Origin of the sequence: Chroococcidiopsis sp. TS-821 (assembly GCF_002939305.1) — a bacterium.
Classification (GTDB): domain Bacteria; phylum Cyanobacteriota; class Cyanobacteriia; order Cyanobacteriales; family Chroococcidiopsidaceae; genus Chroogloeocystis.
Genome location: NZ_MVDI01000007.1, coordinates 200,741 through 227,333, shown reverse-complemented (window position 1 = coordinate 227,333; position 26,593 = coordinate 200,741). Strand labels below are relative to the sequence as shown.

General features: G+C 42.9%; 26 protein-coding genes. 15 read left to right on the top strand and 11 right to left on the bottom strand.

All coding sequences use genetic code 11. The features are described 5' to 3' along the window. Positions 1–150 precede the first annotated feature (150 nt). A complete protein-coding gene (locus B1A85_RS17635) occupies positions 151–1,398 on the bottom strand; it encodes a nuclease-related domain-containing protein (protein WP_104548041.1) in 1,248 nt (415 codons plus the stop codon). A 550-nt stretch (positions 1,399–1,948) separates the two neighbouring features. Between B1A85_RS17635 and B1A85_RS17630 the strand changes: the two genes are divergently transcribed. Then, positions 1,949–2,767: an NADPH-dependent oxidoreductase gene (locus B1A85_RS17630; RefSeq protein ID WP_104548040.1), complete on the top strand. Its 819-nt coding sequence runs from the start codon at positions 1,949–1,951 to the stop codon at positions 2,765–2,767. A gap of 140 nt (positions 2,768–2,907) precedes the next feature. Further along, the gene (locus tag B1A85_RS17625; protein WP_104548039.1) at positions 2,908–3,351 is read left to right on the top strand and encodes a protein tyrosine phosphatase family protein; all 444 of its coding nucleotides are present in this window, start codon (positions 2,908–2,910) and stop codon (positions 3,349–3,351) included. Between the two features lie 68 nt (positions 3,352–3,419). Here B1A85_RS17625 and B1A85_RS17620 read toward each other — a convergent pair whose 3' ends face one another. Then, on the bottom strand, positions 3,420–4,154 hold the full coding sequence (locus B1A85_RS17620) for a glutathione peroxidase (RefSeq protein WP_104548038.1): 735 nt from the start codon (positions 4,152–4,154) through the stop codon (positions 3,420–3,422). A gap of 703 nt (positions 4,155–4,857) precedes the next feature. On the opposite strand from B1A85_RS17620, the gene B1A85_RS24810 reads away from it, so the two are divergent. Continuing rightward, positions 4,858–5,064 carry a hypothetical protein gene (locus B1A85_RS24810; protein ID WP_104548037.1) on the top strand — a complete coding sequence of 69 codons (207 nt, stop codon included), beginning with the start codon at positions 4,858–4,860 and terminating at the stop codon, positions 5,062–5,064. A 314-nt stretch (positions 5,065–5,378) separates the two neighbouring features. On the opposite strand, the gene B1A85_RS17610 is transcribed toward B1A85_RS24810, so the two are convergent. The 4 genes from B1A85_RS17610 to B1A85_RS17595 all read right to left on the bottom strand — a co-directional run bounded on the left by B1A85_RS17610 (position 5,379) and on the right by B1A85_RS17595 (position 8,450). Beyond that, entirely contained in the window at positions 5,379–6,344 is a 966-nt protein-coding gene (locus tag B1A85_RS17610; RefSeq protein ID WP_168192428.1) for an NAD(P)H-dependent glycerol-3-phosphate dehydrogenase, read from the bottom strand. A 3-nt stretch (positions 6,345–6,347) separates the two neighbouring features. Then, positions 6,348–7,226, bottom strand: a complete 879-nt coding sequence (lipA, locus tag B1A85_RS17605; protein ID WP_104548035.1) for a lipoyl synthase — start codon at positions 7,224–7,226, stop codon at positions 6,348–6,350. Positions 7,227–7,356: 130 nt separating this feature from the next. Continuing rightward, complete coding sequence (locus tag B1A85_RS17600) at positions 7,357–7,956, bottom strand: hypothetical protein (protein WP_104548034.1); 600 nt, start codon at positions 7,954–7,956, stop codon at positions 7,357–7,359. Positions 7,957–8,006: 50 nt separating this feature from the next. Then, the gene (locus B1A85_RS17595) at positions 8,007–8,450 is read right to left on the bottom strand and encodes a MarR family winged helix-turn-helix transcriptional regulator (RefSeq protein WP_104548033.1); all 444 of its coding nucleotides are present in this window, start codon (positions 8,448–8,450) and stop codon (positions 8,007–8,009) included. A 101-nt stretch (positions 8,451–8,551) separates the two neighbouring features. Here B1A85_RS17595 and B1A85_RS17590 point away from each other — a divergent pair, with 101 nt between their 5' ends. Next, positions 8,552–10,024, top strand: coding sequence for a CIA30 family protein (locus B1A85_RS17590; RefSeq protein ID WP_104548032.1), 1,473 nt, complete (start codon positions 8,552–8,554; stop codon positions 10,022–10,024). Positions 10,025–10,111: 87 nt separating this feature from the next. On the opposite strand, the gene B1A85_RS17585 is transcribed toward B1A85_RS17590, so the two are convergent. Beyond that, entirely contained in the window at positions 10,112–10,930 is an 819-nt protein-coding gene (locus B1A85_RS17585) for an alpha/beta fold hydrolase (protein ID WP_104548031.1), read from the bottom strand. An 86-nt stretch (positions 10,931–11,016) separates the two neighbouring features. After that, on the bottom strand, positions 11,017–11,766 hold the full coding sequence (locus tag B1A85_RS17580; protein ID WP_104548030.1) for a 1-acyl-sn-glycerol-3-phosphate acyltransferase: 750 nt from the start codon (positions 11,764–11,766) through the stop codon (positions 11,017–11,019). 395 nt (positions 11,767–12,161) lie between these two features. On the opposite strand from B1A85_RS17580, the gene metG reads away from it, so the two are divergent. The 3 genes from metG to lptC all read left to right on the top strand — a co-directional run bounded on the left by metG (position 12,162) and on the right by lptC (position 15,758). Beyond that, entirely contained in the window at positions 12,162–13,760 is a 1,599-nt protein-coding gene (gene metG / locus B1A85_RS17575) for a methionine--tRNA ligase (RefSeq protein WP_104548029.1), read from the top strand. 162 nt (positions 13,761–13,922) lie between these two features. Further along, on the top strand, positions 13,923–14,576 hold the full coding sequence (locus B1A85_RS17570) for an NYN domain-containing protein (protein ID WP_246841459.1): 654 nt from the start codon (positions 13,923–13,925) through the stop codon (positions 14,574–14,576). A gap of 24 nt (positions 14,577–14,600) precedes the next feature. Further along, positions 14,601–15,758 (top strand): LPS export ABC transporter periplasmic protein LptC, encoded by a 1,158-nt coding sequence (gene lptC, locus B1A85_RS17565; protein ID WP_104548027.1) that lies wholly within the window; start codon positions 14,601–14,603, stop codon positions 15,756–15,758. A 24-nt stretch (positions 15,759–15,782) separates the two neighbouring features. Here the strand turns inward: lptC and B1A85_RS17560 are convergent, their stop codons facing one another. Beyond that, positions 15,783–17,093, bottom strand: coding sequence for a D-alanyl-D-alanine carboxypeptidase (locus B1A85_RS17560; RefSeq protein WP_104548026.1), 1,311 nt, complete (start codon positions 17,091–17,093; stop codon positions 15,783–15,785). Between the two features lie 310 nt (positions 17,094–17,403). Here B1A85_RS17560 and plsX point away from each other — a divergent pair, with 310 nt between their 5' ends. The 6 genes from plsX to B1A85_RS17530 all read left to right on the top strand — a co-directional run bounded on the left by plsX (position 17,404) and on the right by B1A85_RS17530 (position 22,649). Then, the gene (plsX, locus tag B1A85_RS17555) at positions 17,404–18,450 is read left to right on the top strand and encodes a phosphate acyltransferase PlsX (RefSeq protein ID WP_104548025.1); all 1,047 of its coding nucleotides are present in this window, start codon (positions 17,404–17,406) and stop codon (positions 18,448–18,450) included. A gap of 110 nt (positions 18,451–18,560) precedes the next feature. Next, positions 18,561–19,553: a beta-ketoacyl-ACP synthase III gene (locus B1A85_RS17550; protein ID WP_104548078.1), complete on the top strand. Its 993-nt coding sequence runs from the start codon at positions 18,561–18,563 to the stop codon at positions 19,551–19,553. 30 nt (positions 19,554–19,583) lie between these two features. Then, the gene (fabD, locus tag B1A85_RS17545; protein WP_104548024.1) at positions 19,584–20,462 is read left to right on the top strand and encodes an ACP S-malonyltransferase; all 879 of its coding nucleotides are present in this window, start codon (positions 19,584–19,586) and stop codon (positions 20,460–20,462) included. Between the two features lie 65 nt (positions 20,463–20,527). Next, complete coding sequence (locus tag B1A85_RS17540) at positions 20,528–21,166, top strand: 1-acyl-sn-glycerol-3-phosphate acyltransferase (protein ID WP_104548023.1); 639 nt, start codon at positions 20,528–20,530, stop codon at positions 21,164–21,166. 35 nt (positions 21,167–21,201) lie between these two features. After that, positions 21,202–22,239 (top strand): AI-2E family transporter, encoded by a 1,038-nt coding sequence (locus B1A85_RS17535; RefSeq protein WP_104548022.1) that lies wholly within the window; start codon positions 21,202–21,204, stop codon positions 22,237–22,239. A gap of 116 nt (positions 22,240–22,355) precedes the next feature. Next, positions 22,356–22,649, top strand: a complete 294-nt coding sequence (locus B1A85_RS17530; RefSeq protein ID WP_104548021.1) for a DUF2288 domain-containing protein — start codon at positions 22,356–22,358, stop codon at positions 22,647–22,649. Positions 22,650–22,748: 99 nt separating this feature from the next. Here B1A85_RS17530 and B1A85_RS17525 read toward each other — a convergent pair whose 3' ends face one another. After that, positions 22,749–23,276 carry a YdcF family protein gene (locus B1A85_RS17525; RefSeq protein ID WP_210404544.1) on the bottom strand — a complete coding sequence of 176 codons (528 nt, stop codon included), beginning with the start codon at positions 23,274–23,276 and terminating at the stop codon, positions 22,749–22,751. A gap of 813 nt (positions 23,277–24,089) precedes the next feature. Between B1A85_RS17525 and B1A85_RS17520 the strand changes: the two genes are divergently transcribed. Further along, on the top strand, positions 24,090–24,827 hold the full coding sequence (locus B1A85_RS17520) for a hypothetical protein (protein ID WP_104548019.1): 738 nt from the start codon (positions 24,090–24,092) through the stop codon (positions 24,825–24,827). A 213-nt stretch (positions 24,828–25,040) separates the two neighbouring features. Here the strand turns inward: B1A85_RS17520 and B1A85_RS17515 are convergent, their stop codons facing one another. Beyond that, complete coding sequence (locus B1A85_RS17515) at positions 25,041–26,162, bottom strand: tocopherol cyclase family protein (protein ID WP_104548018.1); 1,122 nt, start codon at positions 26,160–26,162, stop codon at positions 25,041–25,043. Positions 26,163–26,218: 56 nt separating this feature from the next. Here B1A85_RS17515 and B1A85_RS17510 point away from each other — a divergent pair, with 56 nt between their 5' ends. Further along, positions 26,219–26,557, top strand: a complete 339-nt coding sequence (locus B1A85_RS17510) for a J domain-containing protein (RefSeq protein WP_104548017.1) — start codon at positions 26,219–26,221, stop codon at positions 26,555–26,557. Positions 26,558–26,593: the final 36 nt, after the last annotated feature.

The following is a 26,593-nucleotide window of genomic DNA, read 5'->3' as shown; positions in this document are numbered from 1 at the left end:
TGCAAGCTTTATTTTGTTAGGTAGTACTGTTTCACACTTGATAAAGTCGAATCAATTTAATCTATAGCTATTTATTTTGCTTATTATACAAAAAAGTTAAAGAGAGGGATTCTCTTTAACTTAGAGTTAAAGTAAAATTTAAATTACTGTTTAAGCTGCACTACGCTCGCGTGTACCATGAAGAACTTCTAAAACAAGTTGATACGATATCCTGCTACGATTTTTAGAACTAGCATTTGCATTCAAAGTCTCGATAGTTTCTGATAGCTTATTTAACGTAGTCACTCTATGATAACTACCAACACCCTTTCTTATCTCTGGAGCAATTTGGGTACCTTGAGGAAATACAACTACTCCGTAAATAGGTAGATGATTGAGAGAAGTTAAATTTGCATTTCTTAAAACTTGTAAAAAACTATCAATATAAACTTTCAATTGCCTATATGGATTTACACCCCAACAAGCATTAATTCTAATATTTTGATTGTCTTTTTGACAAATCCATGCAGTGTTGCGAGGTTCTTTTTGTGCTATTATTTTACCCGTATAGCCTTTTGCTTCGATAATAACAATACAACTAGGCATAATGACAGCAAAATCTATAACTTTACTAGATTCATTGCCTCTGCCAATGTCAAATTGTGTCAAAAGCGCTTGGTGGGGAAAGTTATTTTGTAATTCATTTAAAACCAATTCTTCAAAATTATTTAGGATGTATAGTTTGCGGTTATTGGCTTGTTCTAAACTGTCAATAGAATAATTTAGAGGAGATTTTTCTACCTGAAAATCTGTGTTTATTTCGTCACTTGTAGTTAAAGATTTGATTTGGTCTTGTAATTCTTGCAAACTCTGACTTAGACGATGCTCTTCTTGAAGTTTTTGTTGTTTTAATTTTCTGATTTCTGAACTTAAATAACCTATCGTTTGATAGCGTAACTGAAGTTTTTCAACAGCTTGGGCTTGCTGTTGATTCTTTTCCTGAAGTGCTTGTATATCCTTGTAGATGCGACACAAATCTTGACTTTTATTTTGATTCAGTTCATCGACAGTACGATAGATATCTGTTATCTGAAGTGTTAATGAAGCTAAATTATTGCGTTCATTAATAGCGAATTCTTCAAACTGCTGCTGTAGCTGTTTGGTAACATTATTTACTTCATCATTGTCTTTCTTCTCTGTTTGGTTTAATACTTGTTTTACTTGATGAACCTCAGCACTCGCATTTTGAAGTTGTTGCTGTAATCGTTTATTATTAGTAATATTAAGAGAAAGAGCTACTGTTAATGGGACTGTTGCGTAAATGGCTTGTTGTGTTATAGCTGTTACTATTGTTCCTATTGCTGAGAGCGTTACTAAGGTATATTCGGTTTGTCGTAACCAACGACGCTCAAAACTCATAATTGTCTGACTCCTTATTGAAGTACTTCATACTTCAATTTTCTTCATGCAAAATATAGCTGTAAAACGATGAAACTACGCAATTTACAATAAATTTAGTTGTGGGCAATGTTTTACCGAGATGCAGCTGCTAAAATTGCTGAGTAAATTTATAATTTTCATATAGTTAAGATGCCAAACTATGATGACATCTTTATATTTGTAGCTTTGTAATGACTATGGGAGTCATCCTTGAAATGCAATCTTTAAATTTACTATCATAAAATAGCTTTTAAGTTAAACGCTTAGAGCGACTCATTGATAAACTGAAAAACTTTACAAACCAGAATCAATCATCTCCAAAAACTCGGACTCTAATTGGGGCAAATTAAACTCAGTGTGGCACAAAGAGTATAGTAGCGGTGCTTCCATCGATCCATCTACAAAGATGAATTTTGGATAAATTGGTATTAGTGTTTATACTTAAAGCGTTAATTTAGACAGCGATCGCAGTTTACAGAATCCGACTAGCGTCTATATTGTGACATAATTGCCGAATAAGGAAGTAAAAGTGACAATTAACCGAATTGAGTTACTGCGATCGCGCTACGGTCAAAGCCTTGATTTTGATAGTGAATGGCATGAGTGCTTAACGACATTACTATCACATCGTTCAATTCGTGCTTATCGTCCCGATCCTCTACCATCAGGAACTTTAGAGCTAATCATAGCATCTGCGCAATCTGCGGCAACTTCGTCAAATCTGCAAACTTGGAGTGTAGTTGCAATCGAAGATGTACAGCGTAAAGCCCAATTAGCGGCGTTAGCAGGAAACCAAAAACATATCCAGCAGTGTCCGTTATTTTTAGTTTGGCTAGCTGACCTAGCACGTTTGGCGCACATTGCGGAAAGTCGCGGAATGTCCTCTGCGGGTTTAGACTATTTAGAAATGTTCGTCACAGCAACAATAGACGCTGCACTAGCCGCGCAAAATGCCACAATAGCAGCAGAATCTCTCGGCTTGGGAACCGTATACATCGGGGCGATGCGCAATCACCCTGAAAAAGTCGCCGCAATCCTTAAATTACCTCCACGTGTATTTGCTGTATTTGGGTTGTGTGTAGGCTATCCCGACTCACCACCCACTGCGATTAAACCGCGATTACCGCAATCTGCCATACTACACCGCGAACGTTATGATTTAACGGTTCAAGATGCCGCGATCGCACAATACAACGAAATTATGCAGAATTTCTATCGCGAACAGCAAATGAACGTCGCTGGTGATTGGGCGGAACATTCTGTCAAGCGCATTGCGACACCACAATCTTTATCAGGGCGCGATCGCCTGCGCGAAGCATTAAAAAATCTTGGTTTTGAGCTACGTTAACTCTTAACTTCAAAACTGGTAAATGGTCATTGGTAATTGGTGATTAAAGAACCACTAATAATTTCTTCCCTGCTTCCTCTGCTCTTGATCCTATATGCATCAACTTTTAAGCGAAACAATATTACTCGATCTGGCAACAAATGGAAATCTACAACTTTCTTCAATTATCCGATTCAATCGCAACCGCCGGACAACCCACTGCACAACAATTTGCAGATATCAAAGCCGATGGTTATGAAGTGGTTGTCAACCTGGCGTTACCAACTTCCACAAATGCGATCGCCAACGAGCAAAAAATAGTAGAAGATCTAGGAATGAACTATATACACATTCCTGTAATCTGGGAAAAGCCTACCCTCGAAGACATTGAACGCTTCTTTAATGTGATGCAAGCAAATGCAGATAAGAAAGTATTTGTCCACTGTGCGATGAATATGCGAGTTTCTGCATTCATGTACTTGTATCGCATCATCCACAAACAAACAAGCGTAGAAGAAGCAAAAAAAGACTTACAACAGATTTGGCAACCAAATGACACTTGGCAGCAATTTATTGATAAAGTCATTGCATATTATCAAAAATAAATTCGTAATCCGTCTTATGTCAAAATGCGAACTACGAATTTATAAAATATAGGCTTTTCCTAAAAACTTTACAAAGCCGCAAAGTAAGCTTCTAATGCTTCTGAACCACCGATCAGTTTGCCATCGATGAACACTTGCGGTACCGTGGTTGCACCTGCAATAGCTTGCAAAGAACGAGTGGTAACGTCTTTACCAAGAACAATCTCTTCGTAGTCTAAGCCACGTTCTTTGAGCATTGATTTCGCACGAGCGCAGAAAGGACAACCAACTTTAGCAAACAAGGAGACTAATTTAGGTTTAGCAGCTTTTGGATTAATATAGTTAAGCATTGTTTCCGCATCGGATACCTTAAAAGGATCGCCAGGTTCTTCAGGTTCGATAAACATCTTTTCAATCACGCCATCTTTGACTAACATCGAATAGCGCCAAGAACGCTTACCAAATCCTAATTCTGTTTTATCGACCAACATTCCCATTCCTTCGGTAAACAGCCCATTACCATCAGGAATCATTTTGATATTTTCTGCTTCTTGATACTTTGCCCATTCGTTCATTACAAAAGCATCATTAACTGAAATACATACGATCTCATCTACACCGTTTTCGTAAAAAGCTTTTGCCATCTGATTGTATCCAGGAAGATGAGTCGACGAGCAGGTGGGAGTAAATGCACCTGGCAAGGCAAAGACAACAACAGTTTTACCATTAAACAAATCATCGGTTGTGATATCGACCCACTCATCGTTTTGACGAGTACGAAAGGTGCAGTTAGGAACTTTTTGTCCTTCTCGGTTTGGTAACATCGCTTATCCCTTTACAAATCGTAACAAGTAAAGCGTACTCATTATGACTATGCTTTGTCAAGGGCAAACTGCTGACGGTAACTTAACAAATAATCTTCAGCGCTGCAAATGTTATGGTTAGTACATTACGAACAGGTCGGTATTGAGCTCGTATGTCTTTGGAAGTAAGGCTAATTTCAAGTCTTCCAGAGCGAGTGCAAGCACTGTTCTTCTGCAAGCAAGTCAAGTTTGGACAAGACGAGAATTGGTAGCCTTATTCTGGTAACGTTCTTGGTATTTGACCGCATTGCGGGGATGTGGAGGAGTATTTCAAGTACCGCTACCAAGCCTCAAATTGCCCTCTATCGGCAGTCTTATAGAATATTACAGTTTTGATGGCAAGGATACTGCTTACAGTATTCCAAGACTTAGAACCGATGAAACTCAAGGTCATATTTGAGGTTGAAGTCAATCTCCTTTTCAACAAGCATCGCCAAGTAAGGACTTTCCAGATTCTAATACTGAAATTAATAAAGTAAACTCATTGCCCAGTCCCCGAACAGAGCTTGAGCCGTATTTTGCAAGCAGAATTTGGAGATCAGCTTTTGCGAAAACAGCATTCTGATAGGCGCAAAATAGTAGTACTTCTTTAGACTACTTTTTTTATTCTTTCTATTAATGGTTACGCAAACAGAATATCTACCAATACACAAAGATATAAAACATGAATTCTTTATCCATAAAATTGGCAGCAGCTTTATCTATAACTGCGCTTTCTATTATCAATTTTGCTCTTAAAGCAAATGCTCAAATTTTCACTCCAGAAACTATAAAGACATTTCAATTCTGTAATACTATCAAGAATATGCTGGATACTAACCTTGATAATCTCGAACTAAGAGACGGGGTTATAATGTTAATCGTTGCATAGCTTTCGGTGGCGGAGTGTCGTGCTGGAATAGCAACTACAATAACCCAGTTCAGATTACCACTGAGCAACTTGTAAGTATCATCCTCAATAATCAGTATACTGAAGTATTTACAAGAACAGCTAGGTAAAAAAATAATTTAAATTAGCTCTTGGAGCAATTATTCGAGAGGTTAGTATTAGATTCGCATTTGACGAATGAGTGCTGATCTTGAGCACATTCTACAGCGCTACAGCTTTGAGTTAGTTTTGCAAAAAGTGCAGTCATCGTCAATGGCGCGATAAAGTGAGGTGTTATTTTAGTTACCAAGCAATTCTTAAAAGTTATACTCTGGCTTGATATCGCGCAACATCAATTCTTCTAACGCTTGTCGCGGTGTAATTTCTGCTTGTAATAATCTATAAACTTGAGTTGTAATTGGTACAGAAATGCGCTGTTGATTTGCCTTAGCAATTAAAACTTGCGTCGTATTCACTCCCTCAGCTGTTCCCTCTAAATGTTCGAGAATTTCTGCTAAAGTTTTACCTTGCGCGAGTTGATAACCTACTTGATAGTTACGACTTAAAGGGCTATTACACGTTGCAAGTAAATCGCCTAATCCTGATAAACCGTAAAAAGTCTCAATTTTTGCACCCCAAGCCACACCAATGCGAATAATCTCGGTAAGTCCTCGCGTTACTAGTGCGGCTTTAGCATTCGTTCCCAAGTGTAAACCGTCACAGACACCCGCAGCGATCGCAATTACGTTCTTGATTGTCCCGCCGAGTTCGACTCCAATCGGATCGGAATTTGTATAAACGCGAAATCGATTGGAAGAAAATACCGCTTGCACGGTTTCTGCTGCGGTAATATTTGTACTTGCAACAACAGTTGCAGCAGGTAAACCCTGTTGAATTTCTTTTGATAGATTGGGACCGCAAAGTACAACAATGGGATGATTGGGAAATGCAGCTTGCCAAATCTGCGCGGGAGTTAACGTCGTCGTTGGTTCTAATCCTTTAGTCGCTGTTAAAAAAATAGTTTCTGGTGTAAACGATAAAGATTGAATTTGTTCGACAACCGATCGCACGCCTTTCATCGAAATTGCCGAAACAATAATATCTGCACCTTCGACAGTTTCTGCTAAACTACGGTCAAGATGACGCGACCATAAACGGACATTATGCCCTGTTGCCGATGCCAGGTTTGCCAAAGTTGAACCCCAAGCACCAGCGCCCAAAACTGCTAATAATTTTGGTTGCTTTTCCCCGTTGTTTGTAGGGGAATCAAATTCACTCGTAATCACCTACAATCGACTGCGTGGATAACGTTGCATTAATTCTCTGACTTGTTCAGCATGATAAGAGCTGCGGGTTAAGGGAGAAGAGACAACTTGCAAAAAACCTAACTTTTCTCCAAACTGTTTCCAAGCATCAAACTGTTCTGGCGTAACAAACTGAGCGACGTTCAGATGTTTCTGACTTGGTTGTAAGTATTGTCCTAGCGTGAGAATATCGCAATCGACCGCACGCAGATCTGCCATCACCGCGCGAATTTCCTCGTCAGTTTCTCCTAACCCGACCATTAATCCTGATTTAGTGTAAACCCAAGGGGCAAGATTACGAGAACGGCGCAGTAATTCTAAAGTGCGATCGTAATTTCCCTGCGGACGTACCCGACGATACAGCCGAGGTATCGTTTCTGTATTGTGATTCAATACTTCTGGTTGCGCTTGTAGAATAATTTCTAACGCATCCCAGTTGCCACACAAATCAGGAATCAGTACCTCAATCGTTGTCTGTGGCGATACTTCGCGAATTGCAGTAATACACTCTACAAACTGCGACGCGCCACCATCAGGTAAATCATCGCGATTTACCGAGGTAATCACAACATGATTGAGTTGCATCCGGCGTACCGCTTCTGCAAGGCGTTTTGGTTCGGTCGGATCGAGGGGTTTAGGTTTTTTCTCAAAATCTATATCGCAATACGGGCACGCACGAGTACACGCAGGTCCCATAATTAAAAATGTTGCCGTACCTGCGTTGAAACACTCGCCAATATTTGGGCAAGATGCTTCTTCGCACACCGTATTGAGTGCTAAATCTCGGAGAATTTCTTTAACGCTGCCAACACGCTCCCATTGAGGCGCTTTGACTCGCAACCAATCTGGCTTAACAGTCACGATTGACGATTGTATATATGTGAATCAGTTACATCTTAACAGGCAAAAACGCCCTAGTTATGAATAGCAAGTTACAGGGCGACTGAATAATGCTGTTTGTGCAGGTTGGTAATGGGTAATTTAGGATTTGTTAGTTGTTGCCTATCGCTTCAGTGTAAGCGCTACCTTTTAAGAGTCGATCTAATGTCATAATACTGAGTGCGCCGGTGACACAAACACCAAACAGTGGAATCATCACTGTTGGAAATGTCGCGATATTCTCCATCAGAGGAACTTGCAATAAATTAAAGGTTAAACCTGTGCCTACGGCGATCGCAAAGTCTAAGATGCTAAAAAGGTGAAACATCGCGTACTTACCGCGAAACCTTAGTAAGAGAACCACAGGTACTAATAATCCTACTGTTATATCCCCATAACCAGCATTGGCAACAAACCTTTCTGGAAGCAAATTTTGACCGCAGTACAGAAACCACAACCCAGCCGGAATCCGCCATAGATGAAATAAAGTTAAATACTTCAAGTCGAGCGATCGCACGTAAGCATGAAAATCTGCGTTCGAGTAATACACCGCAACCGGAATTGTCATTCCCGTCACGACAAGTAACGCAATCCAAATTAAGTCAATCTTGGTGAAAAAACCGCAGTAACCTGCAATTAAAACCGCAATCCCCCAAAGAGAGAGTACGAGAAAAAACCAACGCTGGGTAATCGAATGTTGACTCGTCGCCATTTTAAACTCCTTGGCATTTAAGTGTATATACACGTAAAACTCAAAAAAAATTAGCTTTCGCGAAGTAAAGATACTGTGTCAGACAAATGGGATGATAACGTCTGCCAACGGTCTTGACCTAGCTCCTCAATAACCTTAGCTTGTGCTTGTTGCCATAATGGTAGTGCTTTGGCTAAGGCTGCTTGACCTTTCTGGGTTAAACTGACAACCCGTACTCGCTGATCTTGTCCTGGCTCAATACAAATTAAACCCTCGCGTTCTAACGGTTTGAGGTTGCGCGTTAGCGTTGTTCTATCCATCACCAACTCTTGCGCTAAGCGCGTAATTGATACGCTTTTTGCAACACTGAGGGCGGCTAGTAGTGTAAACTGATTCGCCAAAATTCCACTCGGTTGCAACACTCGATCGAACAGTTGGGTAATTACGCGCGACGCTTTACGCAGATTGAAGCAGGTACAGTCACTAACGACGGTTTTGATTAGTTGGTCTTGCATAATTTTAGTGTATATGCACTTATATAGTATGTCAAGTGGGTTGCTAGTAACTCACCCCTCCACAAACAGTTAAACTAAAAACAGCAGAGAGGACGCGACTTATGAGTGAAAATCGTTCTCAATGGGATTTGGGTAGGTTTGTCCAAACCCTAACCTTTTTTGAGGTGATTCCTTTTATCGGGTGGTTACAGCGCTTGATTCCAGGATCTCAAGATTCTGCGATCGTACCAACGGGAGAAAAGCGAGTGGGAGTTGTGTTAGTTGCTGGAGCGACGGGTGGTGTTGGTAGGCGCGTGGTAAAACGGCTAATGAATCGCGGTTACAAAGTGCGATCGCTTGTTCGCGATGCTGAAAAAGCCAAAGAAATCCTCGGTGACAACGTTGAACTGTATGTCGGTGACATCACAAAGCCAGAAACACTAACTCTAGAAATGATGGCAGATGTCACAGCAGTGATTTGCTGCACTGCGGTGCGCGTGCAACCTGTGGGCGGAGATACCCCAGACCGTGCCAAGTACAATCAAGGTATTAAATTCTATCAGCCCGAAATCGTTGGCGATACTCCAGAATCAGTAGAGTATATAGGTGTCAAAAACTTAGTTGAAGTAGCAGCAAAACACTTTGCGACAGTTCCTGCTGATGAAAAACTCATTTTTGATTTTACGCATCCATCCGAAGAGTTAAAACGCATTTGGGGTGCAGTAGACGATGTTGTGATGGGTGGTGTCAGTCAAAGTGAAATTCGATTTGTGGAAGATACCGCCTTATTTACTGGTAACGTCTCTACTGCAAATTCAGGCGGCTTTGCTTCTGTGAGAACCAAAAACTTGGAACCACAGTTAAATTTATCAGGTTATCAAGGAATTAAACTGCGCGTGAGAGGCGACGGAAAACGCTACAAGTGCTTCATCCGCACCGATACTAAGTGGGACGGTACAGCTTACTCGTATTCGTTTGACACGGTCAGCAACACTTGGATGGATATCTATATTCCTTTTGCGGATTTAACTGCGGTGTTTCGTGCCAAAACTTTAAAAGATGCGCCGGCGATTGATGCTAGTAGAATCGCCTCGTTGCAACTGATGTTGAGTAAGTTTGAATACGATGGCGAACTCAACCCTAGATTTACACCAGGAGGTTTTGCGTTACAAGTCGAGTCGATTAAAGCTTATGGTGGTGCTAAGTTGCCACAGTTTATCTTAGTCAGTTCGGCAGGAGTCACGCGTCCTGGACGTCCAGGAATCAACTTAGAAGAAGAACCGCCCGCAGTCAGATTAAACGATCAACTAGGTGGAATTTTAACGTGGAAGTGGCGCGGTGAAGAATCACTAAGACACAGTGGTATTCCTTATACAATCATTCGACCGTGTGCTTTAACTGAGGAATCTGGAATTCAACCGCTAGTTTTCGCTCAAGGCGATAATATCAAAGGTAAAGTCAGTCGCGATTCAATTGCTGAACTTTGCTTGCAAGTGTTAGAACAGCCCAAAGCTTGTAATGTCACGTTTGAAGTAAAAGCAGAAGATAGTATTGCAAATGCTCGTGCGGATTTTGCCAGCTTGCAACCTGATTGATATTGATAGTAATCGATGCTTAGTCATCAAAAAATATTACCAGTCTGTTTTAGTAAGCGTTAATCGACGCGAACTGTATGCAAGTAATTAACGATCGACTACATACGGTACTACTTTAGTCGAATCATCGAGAAAATCTTCTTTCTGCATAATCTCGTAAAGATTAATGTCCTTTTCTATGAGGCAAGCGTGTCCGCTATAAGGTAAAAATACCGTTTTGACGTTATCGAAAACTCTAGCTAGGTGTCTTGCTTCAGCAACCGATGGTAAAAGGCGATCGCGTCTACTTGCTACAACCAAAATTGGTTGAGTTAATTGGCGTAGCTGCGCATCACTGACATCAAATTCTCTAACTAAAGACAACCGCCACAAAACAGTTTCTGGTGGAACCGATCGCATCACGTGAAGGAGATCTTTACGTTCAGTTGGCGCAATTCTATCTAGGGAAGCAATGAAGGCAAGTAGCCCTAACGCCCCAAACGGATAAACCCAGCGCGGAACGATGTGAATCAACTGCGATGCCCAACTATACCACGAACGGCGATGAAAAGAAGACGCAGGATTTACTAAAATAATTCTGTCAAAAAGTTGTGGTGAGTGCAGCGCGACTTTGATCGCGAGACAACCGCCAAACGATTCACCACACAAATAAACTTTACGTTGTGGATTTTTAGCAATTTCTATTTCAATTAAATCGACGACTTGTTGGCTGAGATCTGCCCAGCTTGTCAAATCATCTAACGGAATTGACAAACAACGAACATCAAACGCAACTTCTAAGCCCTCAGTTTGCGATCGCAGCAATCGCCCAGTTCCATCCATTCCTGGTAAAAATACAAACAAGGGATACTGCGACTGAACTTTGTTCGGTGTCAAGAAAACAGGTTTGCTCTCAATTTCTGACATTGAATCTGCTGTAAATAAATAGGGATCAAGGAAAAAATGTTTAATATTTATTTATGAACTTTTATATTGAAAACTTAAAAGGACTCCTAGTAGAATCCTTGGCGTAATAATTGCGCAATCTCCGTCTGACAGTAATGTGTTAATTCATTCACGGCTTTTTTTGCCTGTTTGCCTTGATACTCCATTTGCTGCTGGCGTGAAATCCAATAGGGACGTCCGACTAAAACCGCAACGCGACGATAAATCACTAACGGATGCCAACCCGACTGATCGAACAAAGGTTCCGAAGGATCGAATAAGCTGAGTAGCTTTAAAGGCACTGCGGAAGTGTTGACTTCTTCCAAAGACGCGATCGCCATCGGCAGAATCGTTAAATCTGTAACAGGCTTTGACAATATACCAGGTGTCGTAGCACGCAAAGCCAAATGTGCAAACCCCCGCTGAAAGTTACCTAAGTGATCCGGCTGCGTAAACGTCACCATCGGTTTCGTCCCTTCTGGAAACACACCCACGACTTGGGAACTACTCAGCAAATGCAAAGCTTGCTGAAAAAAACCTTGCTGTCTCTTTTCCCTTGCCTCTAGCGGAAAGCATCCAAGAAGACCTGTGACAATTTCCCGCATAATTGGTACTTGAGCCATATAGTGATGGCAGGCAAAGCGAATTGGTCGATCCAAAGCTGCCATGAGAATCGGCGCGTCCATAAAGCTGCGATGATTGCTCACCACGAGCACAGGACCATTGCGAGGAATGCGATCCTCGTAGTAGCGAAACATTTGAGTTCCTACCGAAGCGAGAAACCCTTGAGAAACTTGCAAGGCGTTATTTGCACTCATGCTTTGCCATCTCAATTGTGCGTTTAGGATATCTGTAAGCAAATTAGCTTTACTTCACTAAAATGTTACATTTGTTTATTTTTTGCGGCGAGTACCAGAAGTAAGAACTAGAGTAGATATGCCTGTCTTAGTTAGCGTCTGAGCAAATCTGGTATGATGCGCGAGTAGGCTCAGAAAAAGAACCATATACTTGGTATAATCAGCTAATTGCTGAGGTTTTAGGCAAAATTCATCGAGATACTTCGTCACTGTTTCTAACTGCTTTATCTTATTGGTTACTACATTCGTCAAGCGCGAGAAGATAGTTTTAGCTATTTAGAATTCGGTAACAAAAATACATACCCAGAGTCTCTGCGGTATGATAAAGAAAATTTAAGATAATTTATAAACTTTGCATGATATCTGCGAGTAAAACAACAGAAAAATTTGCACTGACAACACCACTTTATTATGTAAATGACCTACCACACATTGGTAGTGCTTACACAACAATCGCTGCGGATATACTAGCAAGATTTGCGCGGTTACAAGGTAAATCTGTCATGTTCGTGACAGGAACCGACGAACACGGTCAAAAGATTCAGCGCACCGCCGAAAGTAAAGGGCGATCGCCGCAAGCTTACTGCGATGAAATTGCCGCAGGATTTGTTGCACTGTGGGAAAAACTTGATATCCAGTACGATAGTTTTATCCGCACAACAAGCGTTAAACACGAAGCGATCGTTAAAGATTTTTTTCAACGCGTTTGGGAGCGAGGCGATATCTACAAAAGTAGACAACAAGGCTGGTATTGCGTTGCATGTGAAGAATTCAAAGAAGAACGCGAACTCTTAGATGGACATCGCTGTCCAATTCATACTAACAAGCAAGCCGAGTGGCGCGATGAAGAAAATTACTTTTTTCGCCTGTCGCGCTATCAGTCGCAACTAGAAGAACTATATCAAAAAAACCCAAATTTTATTCAACCAGAAAGTCGCCGTAATGAGGTTCTCAGCTTTGTTAGCCAAGGACTGCAAGACTTTTCCATTTCACGCGTCAACCTAGATTGGGGCTTTCCTATACCAGTTGACCCCAAGCAAACAATTTATGTTTGGTTTGATGCGTTAGTAGGATATCTTACTGCGCTACTCAATCCTGACGACGAACCAAACTTAGAAAATGTCCTCCGTCAGTGGTTGCCAATCAATTTACATCTAATCGGTAAAGATATCTTACGCTTCCACGCTGTTTACTGGCCGGCGATGCTCATGTCTGCTGGACTACCAATTTCTCATAAAGTATTTGGGCATGGTTTTTTAACAAAAGACGGTCAAAAAATGGGCAAAAGTTTGGGTAACACGCTCGATCCCTTTGCTTTAGTTGAACGATATGGTGCGGATGCGGTACGATATTACTTTTTTAAAGAAATTGAGTTTGGCAAAGACGGAGATTTTAACGAAACGCGCTTTATCAACGTGCTCAACGCGGATTTAGCCAACGACTTGGGCAACTTGTTAAACCGTACCTTAAACATGGTGAAGAAATACTGTAACGGAAATGTTCCTAATTGCTCAAGCGACGATATTCCCTCAAGCCACCCATTAAAGGCGATTGGCTCAACTTTAGGTGAAAAAGTTGCATACAACTACGAAGCCCTAGCCTTTAACCAAGCGTGTGATGCTATTTTGTCATTGGTTAGAGCAGGTAATAAGTTTATCGACGAGCAAGCCCCTTGGACGCTTTACAAACAAGGACAGCAGCAACAAGTAGAACAAGTGCTCTATACTGTACTCGAATCGATTCGATTAGCAGCCTACTTGCTATCGCCAATTATTCCAAACGTGTCCAGCAAAATTTATCAACAACTTGGTTTTTCCATCAATTTTAATGAAAAGTCACAGCTTGCTGCGACACCGTTTAATATTCACGCACAATGGGGGCTATTAAGCGTAAACCAACAATTAGGCACTCCGAAACCTGTGTTCCAAAGACTCGAATTGCTCCAAGCAATCTAGTCATCGGCTGATAAAACCCTACTGACAGCTTACGAATGGCTAAGTTAATCAAGTCTTAACATAAGTTGTCGCGTCAAATATAACAATCTGGTGTAACATACTTTATCTAAAACAATCATTTCTTTTATAAAAAATCTTAATAACATCGAGGCATAATAAATTATGTTGAATTTTGAATCGGATTCGATTTTCACGCCTGAACAGGTGCTAGAAAATCGAGGTAGAGTCGCGATTTTCATCGATGGCTCCAATTTGTTTTATGCGGCACTACAACTGGGAATCGAGATTGACTACACAAAACTATTGTGCAGGTTAACAGCGGGTTCTCGGCTGCTGCGTTCGTTTTTCTATACTGGTGTAGACCGCACGAATGAAAAGCAACAAGGCTTTTTATTATGGATGCGGCGTAATGGCTACAGAGTCATTGCCAAAGATTTAGTACAATTACCCGATGGTTCAAAGAAAGCGAACTTGGACGTTGAAATCGCCGTTGATATGATGGCACTCGTTGACTCGTACGATACAGCAGTATTGGTGAGTGGCGATGGCGATCTTGCTTATGCAGCAAATGCGGTTAGCTATCGCGGTTCGCGGGTAGAAGTCGTCAGTTTGCGCACGATGACAAGTGATAGTTTGATTAATGTCTCGGATCGCTACATTGATTTAGAGTCAATTAAAGACGATATCCAAAAGACACCAAGACAAGATTATCTCTATCGCCCAATTCCGACAATGGAGATTATTGAGCAACCACCACAAGAAGGAATCATTACACCTGATGGTATACCAAATATTATGCCAACTTCACAAGAGTGAAGAATCGCGAGCGAAGATAGAAATATGAATCGTTTCTATCTTTTATTCTCTATTCGCCGTAACGTCACAGCATCTCTATTGGCAATTGTGCTGGTAGCGATCGCAACAGGCTGCCAAAATCAAAACCAAACTGCACAAAAACTGTCTGAAGACACAACAACTGTCCAAAAAGTTGACACTGAGTTGACTTTTAACAACGTCGATTTAGAACAAGCAGACGAACAAGGACAAACGGTTTGGAAAGTCAAAGCGACGCAAGCAACCTACAGTCAAGACCAGCAAGTCGCACAAGTCAAAAATCCGACAGGAGAATTATTCCAAGATGGTAAACCTGTATATCGCATTCAAGCCCAAGAAGGCGAAGTTCATCAAGACGGAAAACAGCTATTCCTGAAAGGACAAATTGTAGCGACAGATCCCAAAAGTGGCTTGGTACTGCGCGGTAATGAGTTAGAATGGCGTCCCCAAGAAGATTTGTTGATCGTCCGCAACCAATTAACTGGTAGCCATAAACAAGTGCAAGCTGTAGCGCAAGAAGCAAGAGTTTTCAGCCGCAAACAGCGCGTTGAGTTGCAAGGGAACGTTGTTGCTAATACAACTGAACCTGCTACGCAACTGCGCGCGGAACAATTGACGTGGTTAATTTCAGAAGAACGATTTATTGCCGATCGCGCGATCGCAATCGATCGCTATCAAGACAAAAAAATCACCGCAAGATCGACGGCGAATTCAGGTGAATTCAACTTAAAAACCAAAATTGCCACGTTGAAAGAAAATGTGCAACTTGCACTCGTCACTCCACCTGTACAAGTTGCCAGTAACTTTGCCGTCTGGGATTTAAATACAGAAATTGTCACGACAGATCAGCCAGTACGCGTCGTGCATCATCAAGAAAAAATGACGATGACGGCGAGACGAGGGCGGATGGATTTACGAAAGCAAATTGCTTATCTTGACGGTGACGTTGTGGGAGCTGGACAAAAAGGTCAAACAATCAACTCACAAAGGCTGACATGGACGATTCCGACGCAGTTAGTTGAAGCCCAAGGTAATGTTGTTTATCGTCAAACGCAACCGCCAGTCAGTTTTACGGGTGATAAAGCTGTCGGGAAACTTCAAGATGAAAGTCTAGTTGTCAGTAGTAGTGGTGGTAATAGAGTTGTAACAGAGATCATTCCTTAAGAGTTCGGCATTAGCAAATCCTGATTAGCCTCCGTATAAGATCTCATTACGGCTAGCTGCACCAAGTGAAATGGGGGTGCTATTTGATGATTTGGGAGCGATCGCCGCAGGAACTGTGGCGGTGACTTGCCATTGTTTTAATAAGCGCTGTAAGAGTTGATCTTGCCGAACACGTAAACCTTCAATATTGGTACCGCGATTGATAATGGCAAACCAAACTAACCCGCGATCGCGTGTCGGTAAAACTCCGGCTAAAGCACTAACATCGCGTAGCGTCCCCGTTTTAATCACCGTTGCTTGAGGAATGCGTCGTGCTTCCATTGTGCCTCGGCGATCGCGTCCTGACACGGGAAATAAATCAGCAACACTCAGTTGCGCAGGCATTAACTCGCGCTGAATTGCCATTAACATCGCGCACGCGGCTCTTGGCGAGATGCGGTTTTCGACTCCTAAACCGGAACCATTGATCAATTGAATTTCTTGCGGCGGAACTCGCGCAGCATTTGCTGCTATAGACTGAACAACGCGCGCGCCTCCGAGATTTTGGGCTAGCATTTCTGACATTTCGTTGTTGCTGTAAATGTTCATTTCCTTGAGAATTTCTGACAAGGGTAACGAACGATGACGCACGAGCAAGATTTGTTTGGGGTTGGGTAACGGTGTAACTTGGACGGTACCGGCGATCGCGACTTGCGGGCGCGGCGTTCCTTGGGGCATTGTTAAGTATTGTGCAGTGGCTTCGCGCGACCATGTTGTGGCGTTGAGCGCTTGTTGTAACAGTTGACCTGCTTGTAATGGGTTTGTTTTATAATTCATGGCGAAATTGCCACTAATCACTAAGTTGCCAGCGATCCGCTTGATCCCCATGCGGTTGAGACTATTTCCAAGGGCGATCGCTTCTTCCCACACAAAAAATGGATCGCCTCCGCCTTGAATCACCAAGTCTCCTTGTAAAACTCCATTGTTAATTGGTCCAGTTGCGCCAACGAGCGTTTCAAATTGATGATTAGGTCCCCATGTTTTTAAAGCCGCAAGCGACGTTGCTACTTTGGTAATCGAAGCCGCAGGTAAAGGCTCAGTTCCTTGATTATTTGCCAGCAATACAGGTCCAGACTGCAACCAAATTCCCTGATTGCTTCTCAATAAGCCTGCTGCTTCCAACTGCTTTAAATATTCTTGTACTGTGTCAGCAGCAAAAGGTTGAGAATCAGGTGCCAGGACTAACCCAGGACGGCTATTTAATGTCAAAAACTCCAAAGCATCGACAGGTTTAGGTTGCACCCCCGCCATTTCTAACCACAATGAAATGAGTCCTGAACCAAATAGTTGCAGCATTCTTGACTTGCCTCACCGATGCTTAAAAATATCAAACTCAAAAAATGAATTTCAATTTCAGGAGACGATTCTAACTCTATTGAGGGCGTAAAAATCAACATAATTTAAAGACTGGTAACTGGTAACTGGTCATCGAAAAGAAAATTGCGCAACAACTACCGATTACCTCTGACTTTTCTCTAACACTAAAATGCTTGAACTTGCACGCAGTAGGCAGCTAACGCCAATATTAATTATCTGTCTGATATTTAATCTCCAATCTATAACGCTTAATCTGATAGAATTTGGTAGGTTTCTAGAACTTTGAGCAATGGGAGCGACTCGCGCACGGATCGCAATTGATGCTATGGGGGGGGATTATGCCCCTATCGAAATTGTTGCTGGCGCACTGCGAGCACGGGAAGAATTAGGTGTAGAAGTTTTATTGGTGGGAGATCCCCAGCAAATTAAATCTATTCCACATCACAATCGTTTGGATCAAATTTCCATCGTTCCGGCAGAAGGAACGGTAGAAATGCATGAGGAGCCGCTCAGTGCTATCAAACGCAAGCCCAAGGCTTCGATTAATGTGGCGATGGACTTGGTGAAGCAAAAACAAGCTGATGCGGTAGTTTCTGCGGGTCACTCAGGAGCCGCAATGGCAGCTGCGTTGCTCCGCTTGGGACGCCTACGCGGCATTGACCGCCCAGCGATTGGAGCAGTTTTGCCGACAATGATCGCAAGTAAGCCGGTGCTGATTCTAGATGTCGGGGCAAATGTCGATTGTCGTCCGAAATTTTTAGAGCAGTTCGCGCTAATGGGAACGGTTTACAGCCAGTACGTCTTGGGTATTGCAGAACCAAAAGTAGGGCTACTCAACATCGGTGAGGAAGAATCTAAAGGCAATGACTTAGCGATCAGAACTCACCAACTGCTAAAAGAAAATAAGCAAATCTCGTTCATTGGCAACGCTGAGGGGCGAGACGTTCTTTCTGGTCGCTTTGACGTGATTGTATGTGACGGCTTTGCCGGTAATGTTCTGTTGAAGTTTGCTGAAGCTGTGGGAGAGGTAGCGATTCAAATCCTGCGCGAAGAACTACCGCAAGGGCTACACGGACAAATCGGCACCGCCTTACTCAAGTCAAACTTGAAACGGATCAAGCAGCGGATCGACCACGCCGAACACGGTGGAGGATTGCTCCTGGGTGTTGCAGGAATATGCATTATTAGTCATGGTAGTTCTCAAGCACCATCAATCTTCAATGCAATTCGCTTAGCTAAAGAAGCAATTGATAATCAAGTTCTTGAGCGAATTCAGTCGAAAAATCGAGGTGCAAATCTAGAGGTCAGGGATCAGGAATCGGGGATCAGGGGATAAATTGCCCTAGAGGAGACATGAAGATAACAAGCATTGCTCCTCTAGCAACTAACCACCGATCGCGAGTTCCTAAATCCTCAAAAACCACATCTGAACTATGGAGAAGAATGTTGCAAAACTTTGGGGTAGCAATTACAGGGAGTGGTTCAGCAGTACCGACTAACTCCCTTAGCAACGAAGTACTCACTCAGTTAGTGGAAACTTCAGATGAATGGATTGCAACACGGACGGGCATTCGTTCGCGACGGTTAGCATCAGCAAATGATTCTTTGCAAGCGATCGCCACTCAAGCAGCTTGGCAGGCGATCGCCATGGCAAAAATTGCACCAACAGACATCGATTTGATTATTCTGGCAACCTCAACCCCTGACGATTTGTTTGGTAGTGCGTGTCAAATTCAAGCGGCTTTGGGAGCAACGCAAGCCGTCGCTTTCGACATGACGGCAGCATGTTCAGGCTTTGTTTTTGGCTTAGTTACTGCCGCACAGTACATCCGCACGGGTGTTTACCAAAATGTTCTCTTAATCGGAGCAGATATTCTTTCCCGCTGGGTTGATTGGAAAGATCGACGAACGTGCGTTCTATTTGGCGACGGTGCGGGTGCAGTTGTGATGCAAACGAGTAACCGCGATCGCTTACTCGGTTTTGAACTTAAAAGTGACGGCACGCAAAATCAATGTCTCAACCTTACTTATCAACCTCAGTCACAACCCCTCGTCAACGATATTAGTGTTGCTCAAGGCAATTACCAGCCCATCACCATGAACGGTAAAGAAGTGTATCGCTTTGCCGTACAGCGCGTTCCTGAGGTCATTGATAAAGCACTGTTTCGGGCTAACCTCAAGGCAGACCAAATTGATTGGTTGCTACTACATCAAGCAAATCAACGTATTCTCGATGCTGTAGCCGAGCGCATGCACATACCTCAGCATAAAGTTATCAGCAATCTTGCTCGCTATGGCAATACTTCAGCCGCTTCGATTCCCATAGCACTCGATGAAGCTATACGTGCTAAGAAAATCAAAGACGGTGATATTATCGCAGCTTCCGGTTTTGGTGCGGGCTTAACTTGGGGTGCAGCCATTTTTTCATGGGGTAGATAAGCCACTTGTCAATCGCTAATTGCTAAAAACATGACTAAGACTGCATGGATATTTCCAGGACAAGGTTCCCAAAAAATTGGTATGGGAATCGATTTAATAGAGCTCGACGCAACCAAAGCCAAATTTGCCCAAGCTGAAGAGATCTTAGGCTGGTCAGTGACCGAAGTTTGTCAAAGTGAAGAGAATATCTCGCGTACGCTTTACACGCAGCCCTGTCTTTACGTTGTGGAAAGCCTACTCGTAGATTTGATGCATCAACAAGGTCAACACCCCGATCTTGTTGCTGGGCACAGTTTAGGAGAATATATTGCTCTCTACGCGGCAGGCGTTTACGATTGGGCAGCAGGCTTAACTTTAGTAAAACGGCGAGCCGAATTAATGGACAATGCGGCTGGTGGAATGATGGCAGCTTTAATCGGCTTCGATCGCGACGAACTTGAACAGCAAATTCAACAAACTCCCGACGTTGTCCTGGCAAACGACAATAGTGCCGCGCAGGTGGTTATTTCAGGAACTCCTGAAGCTGTGAACGCAGTTCTGTCGCAAGTGAAAGCAAAGCGTGCGGTTCCCTTAAATGTCTCAGGCGCGTTTCACTCTCCTTTAATGGCGGCGGCGGCATCTGAATTTGAGGAAATTCTGCGAAAAGTTGTCTTTAAACCCGCGCAAGTTCCTGTAATATCAAACGTCGAACCCACTCCCTCTGTAGATAGTGAAGTTATTAAAGAACGCCTGCGACGTCAGATTACTGGCGCTGTTAGATGGCGCGAAACTTGTGAATGCTTCCGCCAAGCAGGAATTGAGCAAGTTATAGAAATTGGTCCTGGTAATGTTTTGACTGGTTTGATCAAACGCACCCACTCTGACTTAATCTTAAAGAATATTAGTAGTGCAGCAGACCTTTCTAGTTAGCTGCTCAGTAGCTCGTAATGAGCCTACCCTTCTGAACCTCGATTCCCGCTCCCTGACCCCTCATTATGGCTCGAAGCCGCGAACCTTTCGTCAGTCTACTCCTCTACTACGCCTTCAAGTGGTCAGTGGTTAATCCTATGCTGCGCGTTTACTTTCGAGGACGTGTTTATGGCGCAGAGAACGTCCCGCAGAAAGGACCATTAGTCGTAGTTAGCAACCACGCAAGTGATTTTGACCCGCCGATTCTTTCTTGTTGCGTGCGTAGACCAGTTGCTTATATGGCAAAAGAAGAATTATTTCGCATTCCTATTTTTAATCGTGCAATTGAGTTGTATGGTGCTTATCCAGTCAAGCGTGGTTCGGCGGATCGTAGTGCGATTCGCGCAGCTGTAAAGTATCTAGAAGAGGGATGGGCTGCGGGTGTTTTTTTGCAGGGAACTCGCACACCCGATGGCAAAATTACCGATCCTAAACTGGGCGCAGCTTTGATAGCAGCTAAAACAAAAGCACCGCTTCTACCAGTGAGTTTGTGGGGAACTCATAAAATCATGCAAAAAGGCTCGGTAATACCGCGTTCGGTACCTGTTACAGTCCGAATTGGTCAAGTTATACCTCCACCAAGTTCAACAGACAAAACAGAACTACTCGCAGTTACGCAACAATGTGCAAATGCGATCGCTTCTCTACACGATTTGGGGCGCTAGCATTGATGATTTCTAGTATCTCCTGACCTTTATTCATGAGCGAACCACCGGCAAAACATTTTTGGGAAAGACTCAACAATTCTGTTCTCGTTCGCTTTTTGTTACTGTTTGCTTGTGGTTGGGCTTCAATTCTAGTTTTAGACTATTTTCAAACTGTTATTGTCATTTTTACGTCAGCAGCCATCTTGGCTTTTTTACTGAGCTATCCAGTTCAATGGCTGCGACATTTTTTACCACATGGTTTAGCTGTTGTTGTTGTTTTCTTATTCAGTCTAGTCGTCATTGCTGCTCTGACAATTACTGTAGGCTTGGCTGTACTCTATCAAGGTCAACAATTAGTTGATAGTGTTACGGCTTTTTTAAATTCTTTAGCACCCCTAGTAAATCAAGCTGAGGCTTTTTTACGCGAACGTAACTTACAAGTAAATTTAGAAGGAATTGAGGAACAAATTCGCAATCAAGCTTTAGGATTAATCTTTTCTAGTTTAGCTACCTTACAGATTTTTCTAGCGAATCTTGTCACGCTGATACTCATTGCAGTTGTCGCCTTATTTATGCTACTTGATGGCGAACGACTTTGGCAATTGCTCTTAAAGTTTGTACCAATACAACAGCGATCGCGTTTGACAAAAGTAATTAAGCGTAAGTTCTTGGGTTTTTTTAGAGGTCAATTTCTCTTAATGGTATTCTTAACAATATCTAGCTTTTTAGTTTTTATTATGTTAGGCGTACCTTTCTCTTTAGTGTTAGCAATTATTGTTGGGGTTTTTGACGCTATCCCAGGTATTGGAGCTACTTTAGGAGTCAGCATTATTACCCTTATTGTTTTATCACAAAGTGTGTGGCTAGCGCTAAAAGTATTAGCTGCTTGCATTATTTTGCAGCAAATTCAAGATAACTTGATTGCGCCACGCGTGATGCAAGATTCACTTAATCTTAATCCTGTTGTTGTTTTTTTTGCTTTATTAGTAGGAGCAAGAGTTGCGGGAATTTTAGGAATTTTTATTGCTATTCCGTTGGCAGGAGTTATTGTGACTTTATTCGAGATTGATGAAATGAAAGCTGAAGTATAAATAGGTAAAGAGGGTAAGAGGTAATAAAAAATTTGTTATCACCTAACATGAGGCAATGACCAATTACCAGTTACCAACGTTAAAATATAAGCACAAACGCACATAACTTTTAAATAATGCAAGATTTAAGAGCAGAATTAGCAGAATGTTTAGACGAAGCTGAGTGGAATTGGTTAATTCCTCACGTCCAGCGCGATGCAGTGATTTTTGTCGCAGAACAACTCGATTTAGTCGATGTAGGAGTCGCACTGGCGAGTGACAATGTAGCATCAGTACAAAGCTGGATTGACGACGAACTGATTCACAAACCCTCAGTCACTCAGATATCAGACTGGAACGGCGATCGCACAAAGCGATTCAATAGCTTAATTGTCCAACCCTTTGTTCTCATCCAGGAATTACCTGCTTAGTAAAAGTCAGAGGAAGCAGAGGACGCAGAGGGGCTTTAGGAGCAGAGGAAGAATACTGTATTTCTATCTATTCAAAACTCAACACTCAAAAGTAACTACTCACGACTCCCTTCTTCCCAAACTCGGAAGTGACGCACCAGTCCGCCCAGTTGTTAACCAAAGCAAAGCTCTCGCGCCATCTCTTAGAACCTTTTCAACTGGTTCAGGAGATTGGCCTGATGGTACAGGTACTGGTTCAAACTCAACTCCTCGGCTTCCTAAGACAATACTGCCGATAACCCTAGCGCGGCGCATGTGGTAGTCAGAAGTAATTAGATAAATTTTGTTAATTCCTTGAGCTTGAAACTCATCGACCAATGTTGTGAAGTTTGTCACTGTATCTACTGCACGATAATCTAGATGCAAGCGATCGAGATCGATGCCTGCATCAGTAAAGACTCCTTCTGCATAATCTTTTGGAGTTCCTCCAGAAATCCAAATGGGAATATCAGGATGCTTCCGTGCGAATTGCGCAGCAAATTTTTCGCGTTTCGTAGAACCACCAAGCACTAATATGGCTTGCGGTGGCTCTAATTGGCTTTTGATTTCTTTGTAGCCCCACAAAAGAATCAGCGGTAGCACCAGCATGAGATATGGAAAGAACCTACTTCTAGATTTACGTCTGTTCCAGGACGAATAACGTTGCTTTCTCAAAGAGCTATATATTTACTCAACAGCACGATTATTTAGATTAGCAGGCAACGGGACTGGCCAGATTCGAACCGGCGACCTAGCGCTTCAGATTTGTGTGAGTTTCCTCACTCTCTGGACTATACCTTCACCATAAGCTGAAAAGCTCGTAGGTGGCGATCGTCTAGTCTCTACACCTTCCCTTGTTTGATTCGCATCATTTTAGATTGAGAGCAATCTCAAAGCTAAAGCCGCGAATCTAACACATTGGGCTTGGCTCGGTGTTTCCATAGATGCCAACAACTACAGCTAGCTCTTTAGGATTCACCGACTTTGACCGCATTCATACATAAGGTTTCCCTTATGATGCCCGATATATCAGGAGGCGCTCGCTCTATCCTGCTGAGCTACAGCCCCATTTTTTTAACCATTATAGTCCTAACCAACTACTAAGAAAATTTTTATCGATAGCAGGTATAAGTCATTTGTTTTTCTAATCTTTTCTTAAGACTTTTTTGAGAAAAATGCATTTTTTAATACAAAAATTTAGTAAGTAAATTAACTTCACAGTTGTATTCAACAGCGAAAGCTACTCAATGTTTAACTTACTACTAGTATTTTTTGCTACTTGATAGTTTGCCAAAAACCTTCGGTATGCATAATTCGGAAATTGCATTAAGGTACTAGGAATTGATCCAACTTAGAGGTGCCGTGCTAAGCCGTCATTCCCAATTTCTGGCAAGGCAGGCAAATACTAGGGAGACAACCGAAATGCTCAAGCAACTTTTGACAAGTAGTTCTGTTCTTGCTTTTTTGATAGCAAGCAGTGTCACTGTAGAAGCAAGACCAAAAGAACTGATGTTGCAGGCTCAATTGGAAGAAACACCGACCACAATTCCTGCACCGGATGCCTCCACAACTCCTCCTGGCACTGGTACAAGCCCTAATCCTGGCACCACGACTCCAAGTCCTGATGGTTCCATAACCTCTCCTACACCGGGCACTCCAACAGCTCCTGATACCGGAACAACTCCTGAGTCTAATGATTCTACGCTTCCTGCTCCTGATGCAACAACACCGGATGCTGGGACAACACCTGCGACTCCGGACGGATCGGTCACGCCTTCTACACCAGATGCCACAACATCGCCAGACGGCATGACAACGCCAGGTTCTGAGCCTACAACACCGGATGCTGGGACAACACCTGCGACTCCGGACGGATCGGTCACGCCTTCTACACCAGATGCCACAACAACACCAGACGGCATGACAACGCCAGGTTCTGAGCCTACAACACCGGATGCTGGGACAACACCTGCGACTCCTGAAACCGAAGACTCGACAACAACGCCCGATAGTTCTACGAACCCAACTCCAGACGCAACGACTACCAGTCCAAGTAGCTCTGATACTGTAGCGTGCGAACCTATTCCTATGGCAAGCCCTAGCGGAGGAGCGACTCGAGAAAGAATCCAAGCCCAACAAGCTTGTGGTCAGCCGCAGTAATTTTTAAGACCCTCCAACATCTCCTTCCCCTTTTAGATGAAAAGTCCGCTACGATGCGGACTTTCTTTTTTTTGAACAACTCTGAGCTTTACCCTATAGGGATCGAAGTATGGGCTAGGAGAAGCTCAGAACTATTGTTTTGTAAATGCGTTTTTTGGAGACAACCTTTGTACGCGTACGCTTCCTTCAGTGCTGTCCAAACTAGCCCTAACCCTAATCTCTGATTTGTGATTCCTCTCCCCTGTTGTAGTGTGAAAACCAAGTTGTATCCCAAGGAGCGCCACCTGTTTCTAAACCGCACAGCGAACTGTAGGCAGTAATGATTGATTGGTTGGAATAGCGCGATCGCAATTCTAACCGTACTTCACCCTGCATCGTATCTTTGCACGCGAAGATCAAACCATTTGCTGTTGGCGCGCGTAAAGGAGTCCCAGGCAAATCAGTGGTTCCTGTGAGAGTTACTTCGTATTCCGAGTTTGTGGCTTGCATTTGCCACCTACCCCAAGGCTGTATTTGCCAAGAAACTTGCGAGTTCCAGGGAACAAATTCGTAAAACTTACCTTGATAGTGGACGCCAATCATCGCTACCGATTCCATCCACCACAACACACCCCGCCTACCGCCACCCGCAGTTAAAGCTAAGTCAGGTTCGCCTTCAAAACAATTGCAATTCACCCAAAACCACTTTTTGGGAAAAGCACCACCCCAATTTTTTTCTCCGTACGCGGGCGCATTGGTAAACTCATAGCGCTGACCATTCCAATCAATCCAACCAGAGGCTAACCCATGCGCCATCAAAATTTGCCATCCAGGTTCAAAGATGGGCAGAAACGACAAAAAACCCGCAGTTGATTGTTGCGGTTCACCTTTGTCTCCCCAGCCATAAACTGGCTGAATTTCGTACTGCCAACGACAATATCCCTTCGCCGGATCGTGAAAAATTCCTTGATTTAACGAGGCTGTAGCTTGGTAACCCTCTTGAACATGACGGTCAAACTCAGCAGGAGGTAATAAATTGGGCGGCGTGCGTAAATCTGTTTTACCCCAATGTCCTAATTCGAGTTTGGATTTGTTTGCCCAAAAACCTTGAACATCAGGGAAAGTCCGCCAAAGATACTCGTCATTAGGACCGAGAATTTGTGCTGCACCGCCACTGTAAGGTTTACCCCCGATGGGGTCTTCGATGGAGTACATGAACGCAAACGTTTGACCGCAATCGGGCAATGTGACGCGATAGTACCAGCCTTCAAAAAAACGGCGATCGCTACCGTCCCAATGGTAACCACTGTGCGGTGTTTGCGTTGAGTTCAGAAAATTGTTGGGAATACTAAGCATAAAAGCAACAAGCTGATCCTTTACCAGTATGCGCGATCGCCCCCGTCGGAGTTGAAATGAACAACATCAGTCAATACTATGAAATTCTTGGTTTGAAACCTGGTGTGTCGCTTGCTGAGATCAAGCAGGCTTACCGCGACTTAGCCATGGCTTGGCATCCAGATCGTTTTCCCCATCATCCGCAACTACAGCAACAAGCCCAAGAGAAAATTAAGATTATTAATGAAGCCTACACAATTCTTAAATCATGTCAAACTTTTTCCGAGCATCAACATTGTTTAGAACAAGTTAATATAAGCAATTCTTTAGACCGAGAGATATACTATAAGATCGTCATATTTTCCTGGATATTTTCATGGTTTATTTTAGTTTTACTTAGTAGTTATCAACAGTAGTTTTTGTGAAATTCTACTGCTCTACAAGCTTAATAA